The 13,880-nt window shown below is 39.1% G+C and carries 23 protein-coding genes and 1 riboswitch; all 23 genes read left to right on the top strand.

Annotation, left to right across the window (positions count from 1 at the left end):
- The first annotated feature begins 15 nt into the window (after positions 1-15).
- The 23 genes from ACFSW4_RS14725 to purK all read left to right on the top strand — a co-directional run bounded on the left by ACFSW4_RS14725 (position 16) and on the right by purK (position 13,877).
- Positions 16-201: a type Z 30S ribosomal protein S14 gene (locus tag ACFSW4_RS14725; RefSeq protein ID WP_054753865.1), complete on the top strand. Its 186-nt coding sequence runs from the start codon at positions 16-18 to the stop codon at positions 199-201.
- Between the two features lie 31 nt (positions 202-232).
- Positions 233-628 (top strand): 30S ribosomal protein S8, encoded by a 396-nt coding sequence (gene rpsH / locus ACFSW4_RS14720; RefSeq protein ID WP_054753863.1) that lies wholly within the window; start codon positions 233-235, stop codon positions 626-628.
- A 26-nt stretch (positions 629-654) separates the two neighbouring features.
- Positions 655-1,191: a 50S ribosomal protein L6 gene (rplF, locus tag ACFSW4_RS14715; protein ID WP_054753861.1), complete on the top strand. Its 537-nt coding sequence runs from the start codon at positions 655-657 to the stop codon at positions 1,189-1,191.
- A gap of 32 nt (positions 1,192-1,223) precedes the next feature.
- Entirely contained in the window at positions 1,224-1,586 is a 363-nt protein-coding gene (rplR, locus tag ACFSW4_RS14710; protein ID WP_377330212.1) for a 50S ribosomal protein L18, read from the top strand.
- 24 nt (positions 1,587-1,610) lie between these two features.
- Positions 1,611-2,114 (top strand): 30S ribosomal protein S5, encoded by a 504-nt coding sequence (gene rpsE, locus ACFSW4_RS14705; RefSeq protein WP_054753858.1) that lies wholly within the window; start codon positions 1,611-1,613, stop codon positions 2,112-2,114.
- 13 nt (positions 2,115-2,127) lie between these two features.
- On the top strand, positions 2,128-2,310 hold the full coding sequence (rpmD, locus tag ACFSW4_RS14700; RefSeq protein ID WP_054753856.1) for a 50S ribosomal protein L30: 183 nt from the start codon (positions 2,128-2,130) through the stop codon (positions 2,308-2,310).
- 31 nt (positions 2,311-2,341) lie between these two features.
- A complete protein-coding gene (rplO, locus tag ACFSW4_RS14695; protein ID WP_054753854.1) occupies positions 2,342-2,773 on the top strand; it encodes a 50S ribosomal protein L15 in 432 nt (143 codons plus the stop codon).
- Positions 2,773-4,062: a preprotein translocase subunit SecY gene (gene secY / locus ACFSW4_RS14690; protein WP_054753852.1), complete on the top strand. Its 1,290-nt coding sequence runs from the start codon at positions 2,773-2,775 to the stop codon at positions 4,060-4,062. The genes rplO and secY overlap by 1 nt, the downstream gene beginning before the upstream one ends.
- A gap of 36 nt (positions 4,063-4,098) precedes the next feature.
- Positions 4,099-4,749: an adenylate kinase gene (locus ACFSW4_RS14685; protein WP_054753850.1), complete on the top strand. Its 651-nt coding sequence runs from the start codon at positions 4,099-4,101 to the stop codon at positions 4,747-4,749.
- Positions 4,749-5,495: a type I methionyl aminopeptidase gene (map, locus tag ACFSW4_RS14680; protein WP_054753848.1), complete on the top strand. Its 747-nt coding sequence runs from the start codon at positions 4,749-4,751 to the stop codon at positions 5,493-5,495. Before ACFSW4_RS14685 ends, map begins: the two co-directional genes overlap by 1 nt.
- A gap of 16 nt (positions 5,496-5,511) precedes the next feature.
- Positions 5,512-5,841 (top strand): KOW domain-containing RNA-binding protein, encoded by a 330-nt coding sequence (locus ACFSW4_RS14675; protein ID WP_054753847.1) that lies wholly within the window; start codon positions 5,512-5,514, stop codon positions 5,839-5,841.
- On the top strand, positions 5,828-6,046 hold the full coding sequence (gene infA / locus ACFSW4_RS14670; RefSeq protein WP_017185218.1) for a translation initiation factor IF-1: 219 nt from the start codon (positions 5,828-5,830) through the stop codon (positions 6,044-6,046). The genes ACFSW4_RS14675 and infA overlap by 14 nt, the downstream gene beginning before the upstream one ends.
- A gap of 28 nt (positions 6,047-6,074) precedes the next feature.
- Positions 6,075-6,188, top strand: coding sequence for a 50S ribosomal protein L36 (rpmJ, locus tag ACFSW4_RS14665; protein WP_039312872.1), 114 nt, complete (start codon positions 6,075-6,077; stop codon positions 6,186-6,188).
- A 23-nt stretch (positions 6,189-6,211) separates the two neighbouring features.
- Positions 6,212-6,577 carry a 30S ribosomal protein S13 gene (gene rpsM, locus ACFSW4_RS14660; RefSeq protein WP_054753844.1) on the top strand — a complete coding sequence of 122 codons (366 nt, stop codon included), beginning with the start codon at positions 6,212-6,214 and terminating at the stop codon, positions 6,575-6,577.
- Positions 6,578-6,601: 24 nt separating this feature from the next.
- A complete protein-coding gene (gene rpsK, locus ACFSW4_RS14655) occupies positions 6,602-7,003 on the top strand; it encodes a 30S ribosomal protein S11 (RefSeq protein WP_377330206.1) in 402 nt (133 codons plus the stop codon).
- A gap of 175 nt (positions 7,004-7,178) precedes the next feature.
- Positions 7,179-8,123, top strand: coding sequence for a DNA-directed RNA polymerase subunit alpha (locus ACFSW4_RS14650; protein WP_054753841.1), 945 nt, complete (start codon positions 7,179-7,181; stop codon positions 8,121-8,123).
- Between the two features lie 44 nt (positions 8,124-8,167).
- Positions 8,168-8,527 (top strand): 50S ribosomal protein L17, encoded by a 360-nt coding sequence (gene rplQ / locus ACFSW4_RS14645; protein ID WP_054753839.1) that lies wholly within the window; start codon positions 8,168-8,170, stop codon positions 8,525-8,527.
- Positions 8,528-8,766: 239 nt separating this feature from the next.
- Positions 8,767-9,573, top strand: coding sequence for an energy-coupling factor transporter ATPase (locus ACFSW4_RS14640; RefSeq protein ID WP_377330203.1), 807 nt, complete (start codon positions 8,767-8,769; stop codon positions 9,571-9,573).
- Entirely contained in the window at positions 9,570-10,427 is an 858-nt protein-coding gene (locus ACFSW4_RS14635) for an energy-coupling factor transporter ATPase (RefSeq protein ID WP_054753837.1), read from the top strand. Before ACFSW4_RS14640 ends, ACFSW4_RS14635 begins: the two co-directional genes overlap by 4 nt.
- On the top strand, positions 10,421-11,218 hold the full coding sequence (locus tag ACFSW4_RS14630; RefSeq protein WP_054753835.1) for an energy-coupling factor transporter transmembrane component T family protein: 798 nt from the start codon (positions 10,421-10,423) through the stop codon (positions 11,216-11,218). The genes ACFSW4_RS14635 and ACFSW4_RS14630 overlap by 7 nt, the downstream gene beginning before the upstream one ends.
- A gap of 11 nt (positions 11,219-11,229) precedes the next feature.
- Positions 11,230-11,970 carry a tRNA pseudouridine(38-40) synthase TruA gene (gene truA, locus ACFSW4_RS14625; protein WP_054753833.1) on the top strand — a complete coding sequence of 247 codons (741 nt, stop codon included), beginning with the start codon at positions 11,230-11,232 and terminating at the stop codon, positions 11,968-11,970.
- Positions 11,971-12,070: 100 nt separating this feature from the next.
- A riboswitch (purine riboswitch) is annotated at positions 12,071-12,172 on the top strand.
- 92 nt (positions 12,173-12,264) lie between these two features.
- Complete coding sequence (gene purE, locus ACFSW4_RS14620) at positions 12,265-12,759, top strand: 5-(carboxyamino)imidazole ribonucleotide mutase (RefSeq protein WP_054753831.1); 495 nt, start codon at positions 12,265-12,267, stop codon at positions 12,757-12,759.
- The gene (gene purK / locus ACFSW4_RS14615; protein ID WP_054753830.1) at positions 12,753-13,877 is read left to right on the top strand and encodes a 5-(carboxyamino)imidazole ribonucleotide synthase; all 1,125 of its coding nucleotides are present in this window, start codon (positions 12,753-12,755) and stop codon (positions 13,875-13,877) included. The genes purE and purK overlap by 7 nt, the downstream gene beginning before the upstream one ends.
- Positions 13,878-13,880: the final 3 nt, after the last annotated feature.

Below are 13,880 nucleotides of genomic sequence, written 5' to 3'. Positions count from 1 at the left end.
TAAGGAGGGAAAATTGTGGCTAAAAAATCAATGATCGCAAAACAAAAGCGCCCACAAAAATTTAAAGTGCGCGAATACACTCGTTGTGAACGTTGCGGTCGTCCGCATTCCGTAATTCGCAAATTTAAATTATGCCGTATTTGTTTCCGTGAATTAGCTTACGAAGGACAAATTCCTGGCGTTAAAAAAGCAAGCTGGTAAACCCGATAAATGGGAAGGAGGTAATGTACAAATGATGTCAGATCCAATTGCAGATATGCTAACAAGAATTCGCAATGCGAACATGGTTCGTCATGATCAATTAGAAGTCCCAGCTTCTAAACTTAAAAAAGATATCGTGGATATTTTGAAGCGTGAAGGTTATATTCGCGATTATGAATATATTGAAGACGACAAGCAAGGTGTTTTACGTCTTTTCCTAAAATACGGTGCTAACAATGAGCGCGTTATTAGTGGAATTAAACGTATTAGTAAGCCTGGACGTCGTGTGTATGCAAAATCAGATGAGATCCCTAAAGTTTTAAACGGCTTAGGAATCGCTGTTGTATCCACTTCTAAAGGTGTTTTAACGGATAAAGAAGCTCGCAGCCAGGCTGTAGGCGGCGAAGTAGTAGCTTACGTTTGGTAATACTTGAAAGTCAGGAGGTGTAAGGTATGTCACGTGTAGGTTTAAAAACACTTGAAATCCCAAATGATGTTGAATTTAAATTTGATGGAAATACAGTGACTGTAAAAGGTCCTAAAGGTGAATTAACTCGTACGTTCCACGAAGATATGACAATCAAAGTAGAAGATAATGTGTTAACAGTGGAACGCCCAAGTGAAAATAAAGAACACCGCTCTCTTCACGGTACAACAAGAAGTCTAATCGGTAACATGGTTGAAGGAGTTACAAAAGGCTTCGAAAAATCACTTGAAATTCAAGGTGTTGGTTACCGTGCTCAGATGCAAGGTAAGAAATTGGTTGTAAATGCTGGTTATTCACACCCAGTAGAAATTGACCCAATCGAAGGAATTGACATTGAGACTCCTTCTAACACAAAAGTTGTTGTTAAAGGAATCGATAAAGAAATAGTTGGAGCAGTTGCTGCGAACATTCGCGCTATTCGTCCACCTGAACCTTACAAAGGTAAAGGTATTCGTTACGAAGGCGAGTATGTACGTCGTAAGGAAGGTAAAACTGCTAAATAATATCCGTTAAAAGACAGAAAGGAGTGACCTGAATGATTACGAAAGCAGATAAAAATGTAGTTCGTAAAAAACGCCATTCACGTATGCGTCGTACGTTAGCTGGTACAGCTGAACGTCCACGTTTAAACGTTTATCGCTCAAACAAACACATTTATGCACAATTAATCGACGATCAAAACGGTCAAACAGTCGCTAGCGCTTCAACCGTTGACCCTGAATTCAAAGGCGATTCTACTGGTAATGTAGAAGCTGCTAAACAAGTTGGGGAACTTATTGGTAAGCGTGCAGTTGACAAAGGATATAAATCAGTAATCTTCGATCGTGGAGGTTACCTTTACCATGGTCGCGTGAAAGCATTAGCAGATGCAGCACGTGAGACAGGATTAGAATTTTAATTGACTGATAAAGGAGGGAAACACATGCGCACAGCAATCGATGCGAGCAAGTTAGATATTGAAGAACGCGTAGTTACAGTTAACCGTGTAGCTAAGGTTGTAAAAGGTGGTCGTCGTTTCCGTTTTACAGCTTTAGTTGTTGTAGGTGACAGAAACGGACACGTTGGTTTTGGTACTGGTAAAGCACAAGAAGTACCAGAAGCAATCCGTAAAGCAGTTGAAGATGGTAAGAAAAACTTAATCCGTGTACCAATCGTTGGCACAACAATCCCACACCAAATTAACGGTGAATTTGGAGCTGGAAACATTCTTTTAAAACCAGCTGCAGAAGGTACTGGAATCATCGCAGGTGGACCAGTTCGTGCGGTATTAGAACTAGCTGGTGTAGGTGACATTTTATCTAAATCACTAGGATCAAATACTCCAATTAACATGGTTCGTGCAACAATCTCAGGATTAGCTAATCTTAAAACAGCAGAAGAAGTTGCTAAACTTCGCGGTAAGTCTGTTGAAGAACTGTTAGGATAAGGAGGGAAAACAGATGGCTAATAAATTAGAAATTACCCTCACTCGTAGTCTTATTGGTCGTAAACAAGACCAACGCGACACAGTCAAAGCATTAGGATTAAATAAAATTCGTCAAACGGTGGTACTAGAAGATACTCCAGCTGTTCGAGGTATGGTTAACAAAGTGTCACATCTCGTTTCAGTAAAAGAAGCTTAGTTTTAACACATGTTAAAGAGGAGGTGCTCACATGAAACTTCACGAACTTAAAGGCTCTCGTAAAGATCGTAACCGCGTAGGTCGTGGTATGGCATCTGGTAACGGAAAAACTTCTGGTCGTGGTCACAAAGGTCAGAAAGCTCGTTCTGGCGGTGGTACGCGCCCAGGTTTTGAAGGTGGCCAAATGCCATTATTCCAACGTTTACCGAAACGTGGATTTACAAACATCAACCGAAAAGAGTATACTATTGTTAATCTAGAAACTTTAAATCGTTTCGAAGACGGTACTGAGGTAACTCCTGAATTACTACAAGAAGCCGGTGTAATCAGCAAAGTGAAATCAGGCGTTAAAGTACTAGGTAACGGTTCTCTAGAGAAGAAGTTAACAGTAAAAGCGCAAAAGTTCTCTGCTTCAGCAAAAGAAGCAATTGAAGCGGCGGGCGGTCAAACTGAGGTGATCTAATGTTTAGTACTTTTGCAAACATGTTCCGTGTTGCTGACATTAGACGTAAAATTCTATTTACCCTTGCAATTCTTGTAGTATTCCGTATTGGTTCATTCATTCCAGTTCCATTTACTAATGGTGATGCAATTGAAGTTATGAATGAGATGAACGCATTTGGGTTCATTGATACATTTGGCGGAGGCGCGTTAAGCCAATATTCAGTCTTCGCTATGGGTATCTTCCCATACATTACAGCTTCCATCATTATGCAGCTGTTGCAAATGGATGTTGTGCCTAAATTTACGGAATGGAGAAAACAAGGGGAAGTAGGACGTCGAAAGTTAGCACAAGTTACACGTTACGGAACAGTAGTCTTAGCATTCATTCAAGCAATTGGTATGTCTATCGGTTTTAACTACATGACTAACGGAACACTTATTCAAGACCCTAACGTCTTTAAATTCCTAGTTATTGCTACAGTTTTAACTGGTGGTACGACATTCTTAATGTGGCTTGGTGAGCAGATTACAGAATACGGGGTTGGAAACGGAATTTCCATCCTAATTTTCGCAGGTATCGTAGCAGCGATTCCTAATGGTGTTAACCAGCTATATGAAACTTATATCGCTGGTGCAGGAGATCAACTATTTTTAAACTTAGTGATCTTGGGAATAATTATGCTGGTCGTAATTGCAGTCATTGTGGGTGTTATTTTCATCCAACAGGCAATTCGTAAAATTCCAATCCAGTATGCAAAACGAACGGTTAATCGTTCACCAGTTGGAGGCCAATCGACACATTTACCTCTAAAAGTAAATGCTGCCGGGGTTATTCCAATTATCTTTGCTATTTCATTTATTATCGCACCTCAGACGATTTCAAACTTCTTTGAAGGGCAAGTAGCATCAACCATCGCTTATATATTCGATTATACTAAGCCGGTTGGTATGACATTATACGTAGCGCTGATTATTGCATTCACGTATTTCTACACATTTGTTCAGGTTAATCCAGAGCAAATGGCGGAAAACTTACAGAAACAAGGCGGTTATGTGCCAGGAATTCGCCCTGGTAAGAACACTGAGACTTATTTAACTCGAGTGATCTACCGTTTAACATTTGTGGGTGCATTATTCTTAGCAGTAGTATCGATTTTCCCTATCATTTTAGGAAGCATTGCAAGCTTGCCAACAGCCGTACAAATTGGTGGAACTAGTCTACTAATCGTTGTTGGTGTTGCATTAAATACAATGAAACAACTAGAAAGTCAATTAGTAAAACGTCATTACAGAGGTTTTATTAAGTAAGACTTTTGAGAGTTATATCGAGAGCGAGGGGACATTATGAATCTGATTTTAATGGGGCTACCAGGTGCTGGTAAAGGTACCCAAGCAGAAAAGATCGTAGAAAAATATGAAATCCCTCATATCTCAACAGGAGATATGTTCCGTTCTGCGATTAAAGAAGGAACAGAACTAGGCAAGAAAGCAAAGTCTTATATGGATGAAGGAGCCCTTGTGCCAGATGAGGTTACAATTGGAATTGTAAAAGAACGTTTAAGCAAGCCAGATTGTGAAAAAGGTTTCTTACTCGACGGATTCCCTCGTACTGTTGCACAGGCTGATGCTCTTGAATCTCTATTAGATGATTTAAATACAAAATTAGATTATGTCCTTCATGTTAACGTACCTGAAGAGAAATTAGTGGAACGTCTAACAGGTCGTCGTATTTGCCCAGAGTGCGGTGCGACATACCATGTTGAGTTTAACCCACCAAAAGAAGAGGGTATTTGTGACCATGATGGGGCAAAACTAATACAACGTGAAGATGATCAACCTGAAACAGTGAAAAATAGATTAAGTGTGAATTCTAAGCAGATGAAACCTCTATTAGATTTCTATAGAGATAAAGGTTATCTAGTAGAAGTGGATGGCGATCAAGACATTAATGTCGTTTTTGAGCAGATCGATGAAAAAATCGGAGGCCTAGCTTAATGATTATTAATAAAACTCCACGAGAAATTGAAATAATGCGACAGGCGGGTAAAATCGTAGCATTAACTCATCAGGAGCTTAAGAAGCATATTCGCCCTGGTGTAACTACGAAAGAACTGGATGACATTGCGGAGAAATTCATTCGCAGTCATGACGCGACACCTTCTTTTAAAGGTTATAACGGCTTTAAAGGTAGTATTTGTGTCTCTGTAAATGAAGAACTTGTACATGGGATTCCAAGTAGCCGTGCATTAGAAGATGGAGATATCATTAGCATCGATATCGGTGCGAATTACCAGGGTTATCATGGTGATTCAGCTTGGACTTATGCTGTAGGAGACATTGATGAAAAAACACAAGAGTTATTAACAGTAACAGAAGCGTCGCTGTTTGAAGGTTTAAAACAAGTTAAACCAGGTAACCGATTGTCTGATATATCTCATGCAATTCAAAAGTATGTAGAGCCATTTGGTTTTACGATTGTTAGGGAATATGGTGGACACGGAATTGGGCAAAACCTTCATGAAGATCCTCACATTTCAAACTTTGGACCTCCTAATAAAGGTCCTAGAATGAAAAAAGGAATGGTTTTAGCCATTGAACCTATGGTTAATATAGGGGAGCGTTATGTTCGGACATTAAGTGACAATTGGACTGTCGTTACTGAAGATAGTAGCAATTGTGCACACTTTGAACACACCGTTGTTGTAACGGATGATGGATACGAAATCTTAACTAAAGTTTAAGTGAAGGTGATGATGATTGGTCGATGGTGAATCTGGAAGTCCCAGAATTGGTCAATTAGTGAGAATCAATCGTGGTCGTGAGGCCGATCAATATGCAATTATCATTGAAGTGCTAGATGAAACATTTGTTTTGTTAGCCGATGGTGATAAACGAAAGTTTGATCGACCGAAACGTAAGAACATTCATCATGTTGATTTATTAGATTATATTTCTCCAGAAGTTGAGAAATCAATGATAGAAACTGGTCGTGTAACCAACGGTAAACTTCGCTTCGCAATATCAAAATTTGTTAACGAAGAGTTAGCAGATTGGAAGAAGGGAGATTCTCTCTATGGCGAAAGATGATGTTATTGAAATGGAAGGTACGGTCCTTGAGACTTTACCGAACGCTATGTTCAAAGTAGAGTTAGAAAATGGCCATGAGATCTTAGCTCATGTGTCGGGTAAAATACGTATGCACTTCATCCGTATTCTACCTGGTGACAAAGTAACCGTTGAAATGTCACCGTATGATTTATCAAGAGGTCGTATCACGTATCGTTATAAATAAAACTCCGATCTAAAAGGAGGTAAGAACAATGAAAGTAAGACCTTCAGTAAAACCGATTTGTGAAAAATGTAAAGTTATTCGTCGTAAAGGCCGCGTAATGGTAATTTGCGAGAATCCTAAACACAAACAGAAACAAGGATAATCTAAAGGAGGTGCAGTGCACACATGGCACGTATTGCAGGTATTGATGTTCCTCGCGATAAACGCGTAGTTATCTCATTAACGTATATCTACGGTATCGGGAAATCAACAGCTCAAGAAATCTTAAAAAATGCTGGTGTCTCAGAAGATACACGTGTTCGTGATCTAACTGAAGATGAATTAGCAAGCATCCGTAAAGCAGTTGAGAATTTCACAGTTGAAGGTGACCTTCGTCGTGAAACATCTCTTAACATTAAACGTCTAATTGAAATCGGTAGTTACAGAGGTATTCGTCATCGTCGCGGACTACCTACGCGTGGACAGAAAACAAAAAACAACTCTCGTACACGTAAAGGCCCACGCCGTACAGTAGCGAATAAGAGAAAATAAGCATTAAAGGAGGTTGGCTAAATCATGGCTCGTAAAGGTAAACAAACCACTACACGCAGAAAGCGTCGTGTGAAAAAGAATATAGAATCCGGTGTTGCTCACATTCGTTCTACTTTTAACAACACAATTGTAACCATTACTGACGATAACGGTAACGCCGTTGCTTGGAGCAGTGCTGGTTCACTTGGTTTTAGAGGTTCACGTAAATCAACACCTTTCGCAGCGCAGATGGCAGCAGAAGTTGCGGCGAAATCAGCACAAGAAAGCGGCATGAAAACTATTGAAGTGGCTGTAAAAGGTCCAGGGGCTGGCCGTGAAGCAGCGATTCGTTCATTACAAGCTGCAGGTCTAGAAATTACTTCAATTATTGATGTAACACCTGTACCACACAATGGTTGCCGCCCACCAAAACGTCGTCGTGTTTAATACAGGTATATAATTTGTAACCCTGTCTATAATGGGATATGATAGGAAAATAAGGTTTTACACGGTATACGCAGGATTCCATCCCATGTCCTGCATGGGTTCCTGCCTTGAGGAATGTTCGGGGATACGGCTCGGTATCGTCGATGTTTCGACGTTTTGAAGGAGGGTTTTGTGAATGATTGAAATTGAAAAACCGAAAGTGGAAACAGTTGAAATTAATGAGGATACTACGTTAGGTAAGTTTGTCATCGAACCGTTAGAGCGCGGTTATGGAACTACAGTAGGTAACTCCTTACGTCGTATCTTATTATCCTCACTTCCTGGAGCTGCGGTCACATCTGTACAAATTGAAGGTGCCCTACATGAGTTTTCAACGTTAGACTATGTCGTTGAGGACGTCACAACGATCGTTCTAAACTTGAAACAACTCGCACTTAAAATTTATTCAGATGATCAAAAGACTCTTGAAATTAATGCTCAAGGAGAAGGAGAAGTATTTGCAAGAGACATTCAACACGATAGCGATGTTGAAATTTTAAACCCTGACTTGAAGATTGCGACAATCTCAGGTAATGGTAAATTAAGTATGAAAATCTTTGCTGAAAGAGGGCGCGGTTACCGTCCAGCAGAAGCAAACAAACATGATGATCAGCCAATAGGTGTTATCCCTATAGATTCAATCTTCACACCGGTTAAACGTGTAACTTATCAAGTTGAGAACACACGTATTGGTCAAGTTACGAATTTTGATAAATTGACTTTAGATGTGTGGACAGATGGAAGTATTCGTCCTGAAGAGGCGATCTCATTAGGCGCTAAAATTTTCACAGAGCACTTGAATGTATTCGTAAGCCTGACGGATGAAGCGCAACAAGCGGAGATTATGGTTGAAAAAGAAGAAGACCAGAAAGAAAAAGTGTTAGAGATGACAATTGAAGAATTAGATCTATCTGTTCGTTCTTACAACTGTCTAAAACGTGCTGGTATTAATACCGTGCATGAACTAACACAAAAATCAGAAGAAGACATGATGAAGGTTCGTAACTTAGGTCGTAAATCACTAGACGAAGTTAAGAATAAACTTAATGATTTAAATTTAGGCCTTCGTAAAGACGACTAATCATCTTACATCGATAGAATTTTCCTATAAAGGAGGTTTTGGGAATGCCAAAGACAAAGTTAGGTCGTACTTCGGAACAACGTAAAGCGTTGTTACGTAACCTTGCTACGGACTTAGTTGTTCATGAGCGCATTGAAACAACTGAAGCGAAAGCTAAAAACCTACGTCCGGTTGTAGAAAAGTTAATCACGCTAGGTAAGCGTGGTGATCTTCACGCTCGTCGCCAAGCAGCTTCTTACTTAAGAGATGCTGAGACGGAAGAAGGTCAAAATGCACTTCAAAAATTATTCTCTGATATTGGTCCGCGCTTTGAAGAACGCCAAGGCGGATATACTCGCATTTTAAAAGTGGGAGAACGTAAAGGTGACGGAGCAAAAACGGTGATTATTGAATTAGTTGACTAATTGAATGACTCATTCAAAAAAAGGAAGGGGGTTCAGGTTCCGGTACATGGAAACTGTTCCCTTTTTTATGGCAGACTGTCCTACATAAATTGTAGGGCAGTTTTTTATAATAATGTAGATTAGTGTTTTTTGTCCAAGTTGATTGTCAACCACCTATTAAATCCAATTAAACAATATCGACAAATTATGATAAAATAAAGCAAGATTCATTTCCTCGGAAATATAAAGGAGTCATTAAGTTGATAGAATTCAAGAATGTTTTGTTCCATTACTCTAATCAAGGTCCACCTGTTATTAATAATTTCAATTTAACCATCAATAAAGGCGAATGGGTTGCGTTAATTGGTCATAATGGTTCAGGGAAGTCGACTTTGGCTAAGCACATTAATGGTTTATTAATGCCTCAACAGGGGGAGGTGTTGGTGGACAACGAGGTGGTGACAGATGAAGGTATCTGGGAAATTAGGCAAAAGGTTGGCATGGTATTTCAAAATCCTGAGAATCAATTTGTAGGGACTACAGTATTGGATGATGTAGTGTTTGGACTTGAAAATATGCGTTTATCAAGACAGGAGATGGAACGTAGGGTTGATGAAAGTCTAACGTTAGTCGGTTTATCTGATTATAAATGGAAAGAACCATTTAATCTATCAGGTGGGCAAAAGCAGCGGTTAGCTATTGCTGGGATATTAGCCATGTTACCAAGTGTCTTAATACTTGATGAAGCTACAACGATGCTTGATCCAGTAAGTAGAGATGAACTTATTAATACTATTTCGAGACTTCATGAACAAAAGGGACTGACTACAGTTTCAATCACACATGATATGAAAGAAGTATTAAAGGCAAATCGTGTAGTCGTATTAAAAGACGGGGAAATATATTTTGACGGAGAACCACTGCAGTTACTAAAAAATGAAACAAAGCTTAGGGAAGTAGGTCTTATGGCACCATACGTAACCAAATTAACAAAAGCTTTTAAAGAGCAAGGGTTTCGTTTTGACCATGAGCCACTTCACATACAAGATTTGGTGAAACAGTTATGAACTTAGACTTTAAGGATGTTAGTTATACATATCAACCTAATACACCACTTGAAAATCGAGCGCTGGAAGATATAAATCTTTCTATACGAAAAGGTTCTTTTACTTGTGTAGCTGGCCGGACAGGTTCTGGTAAGTCGACTATGGTGCAATTAATCAATGGTTTGTTGAGACCAACGCAAGGCGAGATTGTCGCAGGTGATTTTTCTTTAACTCAAGGAAAAAATAAATCAATCAAAGAACTAAGAAAACAAGTGGCTATGGTTTTTCAATATCCTGAACATCAACTTTTTGAAGAAACGGTTAAAAAAGAATTAATATTTGGTCCCAAGAATTTTGGAATAAAAGTAACAGATTCTCAAATTGAGCAAGTAGTTAAGGCAGTAGGTTTATCATCAGAGCTATTAGATCGGTCGCCGTTTGAATTAAGCGGCGGACAGAAACGCCGTGTCGCAATTGCGAGTGCATTAATATTAGACCCATCAGTATTAATTCTAGATGAACCAACAGCAGGATTAGACCCGACTGGACAGAGGCAACTAATGGATTTATTTCAAATATTACAAAGCCAGGGCAAAACAATCATTATGATCACGCACCATATGGAGCATGTTCTTCGCGCTGCTGATCAGTTAATCATTTTTGATCAAGGAAGAATAGCTGTTCAGGGTAAACCAATAGAGGTGTTTTCTGATCAAGAAGTATTAAGAAAATCTGGGTTACAACCTCCAGATGAGTTTTTATTTCTAGATGAATTAAAAAAGCAATTCGATATTGATATTCCATATAAAGGCCAGACATTAGATGAACTGGTAAGTGAAGTCGTAAAGGCTATAAAATTGAGGGATTTATCATGAGCTCATTTATTATCGGTCAATATATGCCTAAGGACTCAATAATTCACCGACTGGATCCAAGAACCAAAATGCTCATCGTATTTTTCTTCGTCATAACGATCTTTATAGCTGACGGTGTGTGGAGTTACTTAATTCTATTAATATTTGCTATATTGACAACGACATTGACAACTATTCCTGTTAAATATATTGCGAAAGGTTTAAAACCTGTTTGGTGGATTATCATTATAACGTTGGTACTTCATCTTATTATTACAAAAGAAGGGCCAACTTTATTTAATGTGATGGGATGGGACATCCATCAGGGTGCCTTCATTAAAGGAGCAAAAATTTCATTAAGGTTCTTCCTACTCATTCTAATGACCACGGTCTTAACATTAACAACACCACCCATTGCAATAACAGATGCCGTCGAGTCTTTGTTAAAGCCCTTAAAGAAAATAAATGTTCCAGTTCATGAATTAGCTCTCATGATGTCAATTTCATTAAGATTTATTCCGACCTTAATGCAAGAGATGGATAAGATTTCTAAAGCACAGGCATCTCGGGGGTTAGATATGAGTACTGGAAAATTAAAGGACCGAGCTCAGGCTATTTTACCATTATTCATTCCCCTTTTTATTAATGCTTTTAGGCGTGCAGAAGACCTCGCAATTGCTATGGAGGCAAGGGGGTACCGAGGCGGTGAATACCGCACTAAGTTTCGCGAGTTAAGGTTCAAAAGACAAGATGTTGTCGTAAGTATCATGTTTTTACTTATGATATTCTTATTTTGTTTAATAGAGTTTTAAGGAGTATGCTTATGAAGCGAATCATGTTACGAGTTGAATATGACGGCACTAACTTCGAAGGGTATCAAGTTCAGCTTGAAAAACGCACCGTTCAGCTAACAATTGAAAAGGCACTTAAGAAAATGCATCACGAGCAGGTTCGAATTCATTCATCTGGCAGGACTGATTCTAAAGTTCATGCCTTGGATCAAGTCATCCATTTCGACACCACCTTAGATTTAGACGAAGCTACCTGGAAGCACGCGTTAACCACCTTACTACCTTTGGATATAAAGGTAAAAGCAGCCCAAGTAGTTGATGGATATTTTCATGCAAGGAAAGATGCTAAACGCAAAACTTATCGCTATATTGTACTCAACAGAAAAGACCATGATTTATTTAGAAGAAACTTTGAGTGGCATGTACCTCAGACATTATCTCTAGAGAAGATAAAGGAAGCGGCTAAAAATATTATTGGAACACATGACTTTACAGCGTTTGCAGCATCAAAGTCTAATGTCAAAGGTGGTAAAGTTAGGACTATCTATGATTTCAAGGTGATGAGTGATGGTGAGCGTATTTATTTTGAGATTACAGGAAATGGTTTTTTAACGCATATGGTTCGGATTATTGTCGGTACACTGATTGAAATAGGCCTTGGCAAAAGAGAAATTTCTTGTATACAAAAAGCCTTTGAAACGTTAGACAGGCGAGTATTAGGTTTGACAGCGCCAGGTCATGGATTGTATTTAAAACAAGTCAGTTATGAGTAAAATCCGAACATTTAATTATAAAATTAAATTTAATTTCGGATTTTTAGATTAGATGGTTGAATATCATCTCCATCATGTTATAATGGTTTTGTAATTACGAACAGTTAAATAAATTAACCCTCATATAACGTTGGGAATATGGCCCAAAAGTCTCTACCCAGTCGCCGTAAACGACTGGACTATGAGGGAAGTATTCTGCATGCGATAAGTTTAGGGTGACGTGTATCCAGACTGCTTTCCTCATATTGGGAAAGCAGTCTGTTTTATTTTTCTTAGATATTAAGGAGGACTAACATGCAAGCTCAAGTTGGAGTGATTATGGGAAGCACATCAGATTGGGAAACGATGAAGCATGCTTGTGATGTATTAGAAGAGTTAGGTGTGAGTTATGAGAAGGAAGTGGTATCAGCTCACCGAACTCCTGATAAAATGTTCCACTACGCAGAGACGGCTAAAGACAGAGGTATTAAAGTCATCATTGCTGGAGCTGGAGGAGCAGCACATCTACCGGGGATGGTCGCTTCGAAAACATTAATTCCAGTTATTGGAGTGCCGGTTCAGTCGAAAGCGTTAAATGGTCTAGATTCGTTATTGTCCATCGTTCAGATGCCGGGTGGTGTGCCAGTTGCAACTGTGGCAATTGGTAAAGCGGGAGCTATAAATGCTGGTTTATTAGCTGCTCAGCAACTGGCCGTTTACGATGATGAATTAGCTAGTCGATTACATAATAGAAGAGAAGCATTAAAGGAAAAAGTCGAACATTCAAACGAGGAGCTGCAAACATGGTAAAGCAAATCAAACCAGGCCAAACAATTGGAATATTAGGTGGCGGTCAATTAGGTAGAATGATGGCAATCGCTGCAAAACAAATGGGGTTTCGAATTGCAATTATGGACCCAACTCCAAATTCGCCTACTGGTCAGATTGCTGATGTTGAAATAACAGCATCGTATGATGATCAACTGGCTGCACAAAAACTGCTTGATCAGTCCGACGTCATCACTTACGAATTTGAGAGTATTGATTTAGAAGTTTGTCAGTATCTAGTTCAAAATGGTTACGTCCCTCAAGGCAGTCATTTAATTAAGGTGTCTCAAGACCGAGCATTTGAAAAAGAAGCGATCACTAATAGCGGAGCAAAGGTTGTTCCTTATAAACTAGTCAGTGATCAATCAGACTTATTAAAAGCAATTGATGAAATTGGTTATCCTTGTGTGTTAAAGACAAGAAGAGGTGGCTATGATGGAAAAGGTCAGCAAATACTGAAGAGCTCAGATGATCTTGCTGAAGCAGAGCCTCAATTAAAATCAGGATTATGTATTCTTGAGCAGTTTTTGCCATTTGAAAAAGAAATATCAGTCATGGTTAGTCGCGGTGTGAATGGCGAGGTTAAAACTTTTCCTGCATCAGAAAATATTCATGTTGAGCATATTTTGTTAAAGTCCATTGTTCCTGCGAGAATTACACAAGATGTAGAGGAACAAGCGAAAGAGGCTGCAGTAGAACTTGCTGAATCCATTGGAATGGTCGGAACGTTCGGAGTTGAGATGTTTCTAACTCAAGAAGGTGAAATTTATATTAATGAAGTCGCGCCTAGGCCACACAATTCAGGGCATTATACGTTAGATGCTTGCCGTACATCACAATTTGAACAACACATTAGGGCGATTACAGGAATGAGCTTAGCTGAAACAACATTAAACCACCCAGTTGTCATGATGAATGTGCTAGGTGAACATATACCTGATGTAGTTAAGCGAATCCCTGTGGTCAAAAACGCCAAACTACATTTATATGGTAAAGCTGAAGTTAAACCGAAACGAAAAATGGGTCATGTTAATTTTATTGGAGACCACACAAAAGGGCTCTTGCAACAAATAAAAGATTTAGATATATGGAGGCAATAAACG

Origin of the sequence: Piscibacillus salipiscarius, from assembly GCF_042685285.1 — a bacterium.
GTDB classification, from domain to species: Bacteria; Bacillota; Bacilli; order Bacillales; family Alkalibacillaceae; genus Piscibacillus; species Piscibacillus salipiscarius.
This window is presented reverse-complemented; position numbering and strand designations above follow the sequence as displayed.

What these genes read in the sequence shown, in the direction of transcription:
- rpsH (WP_054753863.1), top strand. Translation starts at nt 233, where the DNA reads ATGATGTCAGATCCAATTGCAGATATGCTAACAAGAATTCGCAATGCG.
- rplR (WP_377330212.1), top strand. Translation starts at nt 1,224, where the DNA reads ATGATTACGAAAGCAGATAAAAATGTAGTTCGTAAAAAACGCCATTCA.
- rpsE (WP_054753858.1), top strand. Translation starts at nt 1,611, where the DNA reads ATGCGCACAGCAATCGATGCGAGCAAGTTAGATATTGAAGAACGCGTA.
- rpsM (WP_054753844.1), top strand. Translation starts at nt 6,212, where the DNA reads ATGGCACGTATTGCAGGTATTGATGTTCCTCGCGATAAACGCGTAGTT.
- infA (WP_017185218.1), top strand. Translation starts at nt 5,828, where the DNA reads ATGGCGAAAGATGATGTTATTGAAATGGAAGGTACGGTCCTTGAGACT.
- rplO (WP_054753854.1), top strand. Translation starts at nt 2,342, where the DNA reads ATGAAACTTCACGAACTTAAAGGCTCTCGTAAAGATCGTAACCGCGTA.
- rpmJ (WP_039312872.1), top strand. Translation starts at nt 6,075, where the DNA reads ATGAAAGTAAGACCTTCAGTAAAACCGATTTGTGAAAAATGTAAAGTT.
- ACFSW4_RS14650 (WP_054753841.1), top strand. Translation starts at nt 7,179, where the DNA reads ATGATTGAAATTGAAAAACCGAAAGTGGAAACAGTTGAAATTAATGAG.
- truA (WP_054753833.1), top strand. Translation starts at nt 11,230, where the DNA reads ATGAAGCGAATCATGTTACGAGTTGAATATGACGGCACTAACTTCGAA.
- rplF (WP_054753861.1), top strand. Translation starts at nt 655, where the DNA reads ATGTCACGTGTAGGTTTAAAAACACTTGAAATCCCAAATGATGTTGAA.
- purE (WP_054753831.1), top strand. Translation starts at nt 12,265, where the DNA reads ATGCAAGCTCAAGTTGGAGTGATTATGGGAAGCACATCAGATTGGGAA.
- secY (WP_054753852.1), top strand. Translation starts at nt 2,773, where the DNA reads ATGTTTAGTACTTTTGCAAACATGTTCCGTGTTGCTGACATTAGACGT.
- map (WP_054753848.1), top strand. Translation starts at nt 4,749, where the DNA reads ATGATTATTAATAAAACTCCACGAGAAATTGAAATAATGCGACAGGCG.
- rpsK (WP_377330206.1), top strand. Translation starts at nt 6,602, where the DNA reads ATGGCTCGTAAAGGTAAACAAACCACTACACGCAGAAAGCGTCGTGTG.
- ACFSW4_RS14685 (WP_054753850.1), top strand. Translation starts at nt 4,099, where the DNA reads ATGAATCTGATTTTAATGGGGCTACCAGGTGCTGGTAAAGGTACCCAA.
- purK (WP_054753830.1), top strand. Translation starts at nt 12,753, where the DNA reads ATGGTAAAGCAAATCAAACCAGGCCAAACAATTGGAATATTAGGTGGC.
- rpmD (WP_054753856.1), top strand. Translation starts at nt 2,128, where the DNA reads ATGGCTAATAAATTAGAAATTACCCTCACTCGTAGTCTTATTGGTCGT.
- rplQ (WP_054753839.1), top strand. Translation starts at nt 8,168, where the DNA reads ATGCCAAAGACAAAGTTAGGTCGTACTTCGGAACAACGTAAAGCGTTG.
- ACFSW4_RS14635 (WP_054753837.1), top strand. Translation starts at nt 9,570, where the DNA reads ATGAACTTAGACTTTAAGGATGTTAGTTATACATATCAACCTAATACA.